Genomic DNA, 1,737 nt, shown 5'->3' with positions numbered 1-1,737 from the left:
GTCGCTGGCGCGGTTGTCGAGCGACTGTGCGGTGAAGAAGTTGGTGGGATTGTCCAGGGCCGAGTTGACGCTCTTGCCGGTCGACAGACGGCTCTGAGTGGTGGCGAGAAGATCAGCGGTGGACTGGAGGGAGAGCAGGTTCTGACGAACCGACGAGGAGAGAACAATACCGGACATTGAGTGTTACCCTTCTGGTACGCAACGCAACAAACTTCGATTAGGATTAATCGATGTCCGGGACGGTGAACACAGACGGCTAACAAAGCATGAAGCGTGTCGCGCCAGTCCTTGCGCGGATTCACCATAAGAGCGATCGGAGCCATCTCAGGCTCGTCCATATCGTCATGATAGCATGATGCTTTTTCGCGCAACGACCCGGCGTTTGCGACTTGTCAACCATAACTCAGAGTAAGCAATCGGCTGCATCCGAATGCATCGTTGCACTTCGTCGAGCGGCACTCTGATGCCGTTGCAAAAAGAAAGCGGCGGAGCCGAAGCCCCGCCGCAATAATCGTCTTACGATGTCGTCCGCTTGTTAGCGGAGCAGCTGGAGCACGCTCTGCTGCGACTGGTTGGCCAGCGACAGCGCGGAGACCGCGATCGACTGGCGGGTCGACAGAGCCTGGCTGTTGGCCGCCTCGGTGTTGGTGTCGGCCAGGGTCAGGTTCGACGAACCGGTCTGCAGCACGTTGATCAGGCTCTTGTTGAAGTCCTGACGCACCTGCACCACCGAGAGGTTCGAGCCGAGGCTCGACGCTTCCGAACGCAGCGTGCTCGACGCGGCGTTCAGGTTCGACAGCACCTTGTTGGTCGCGGAGTTGTCGATGAAGTCGACACCGCTGGTCAGCGCCGCGAGGCCGAGACCCTTGGAGTTGTAGGTCACGCCCGTGATGCTGAGGTTCGACTTGCCGGTCTCGTCGAACACCAGCTTGAGCTGGTCGCCGTTCAAGAGGTTGACGCCGTTGAACGAGGAGTCCTGCGAGGTCGTGTCGATCTGGTTCAGGATGTTGTTGTACTGAGACACCAGGTTCGAACGCGAGGTCTGGGCAACCGTATCCTGGACGGGGCTGGAAGCCGTCGAGAACGTCAGAGCCGAGGTCAGCGTGCCGCCGATCGCACCACCCGCGGCGCTCGAACCGATGGTCGAGGACGCGTAGTCGTTGGTGGTCGAGACCGTCAGCAGGCCGTTGGCGTCGATCGTCGCCGTCAGGTTGTTGGCCTGAAGCTTCGTGTTGAGCTGATCGAGCGTCTTGACCGTGCCGCTGGTGCCGTCGCCGAAGGTGACATTGACCGCCGTGCCGCCGTTGAAGGAGGAGAAAGTCAAGGTCTTGCCGCTGAGGCCACCGACGCCGGAGGTGCGGGCCGCGGTGAACGCGGTCGAGGTCCCGGTGTTGCCGGCGAAGCCAAGCGCATTCAGCGCATTGCCTGTACCGGTGATCGACAGGTCGGCATTGACGCCGGTCGAGAGCTTGAGCTGACCCGAGGCGTTGATCGACGAGTTGGTCTGGCCCGTGGCGGTCGCAAGCGTCGCGGTGCCGTTGGCGTTGACCGTCGCGGTCTGCACGCCGGTGGCAAGGTCGATCGCCTTCAGCACGTCGTTGACCGTGCCGGCCTGCAGATAGACCGTCGAGTTGCCGTTGCCGTCAGTGAGGACGTTACCGCTCGTACCATAACCGCTCGGAACGCTCGGAGCACCGGTCGAACCCGGGATCGGCGCGTTCTTGAAGGTGATGACGT

The 1,737-nt window shown here is 61.5% G+C and carries 1 protein-coding gene and 1 pseudogene; both read right to left on the bottom strand.

All coding sequences use genetic code 11. From position 1 onward, the window contains the following. A pseudogene (locus C7G41_RS38715) lies at positions 1-177 on the bottom strand (flagellar protein); the annotation flags it as partial. A 358-nt stretch (positions 178-535) separates the two neighbouring features. Then, the coding region (locus tag C7G41_RS36860; protein ID WP_146159915.1) for a DUF1522 domain-containing protein at positions 536-1,737 on the bottom strand (1,202 nt) is incomplete at its 5' end.

The sequence above is a fragment of the Bradyrhizobium sp. MOS002 genome (assembly GCF_003020115.1).
GTDB lineage: Bacteria > Pseudomonadota > Alphaproteobacteria > Rhizobiales > Xanthobacteraceae > Bradyrhizobium.
The sequence above is the reverse complement of the archived record's forward strand: the minus strand, read 5'-3'. Positions and strand labels throughout refer to the sequence as shown.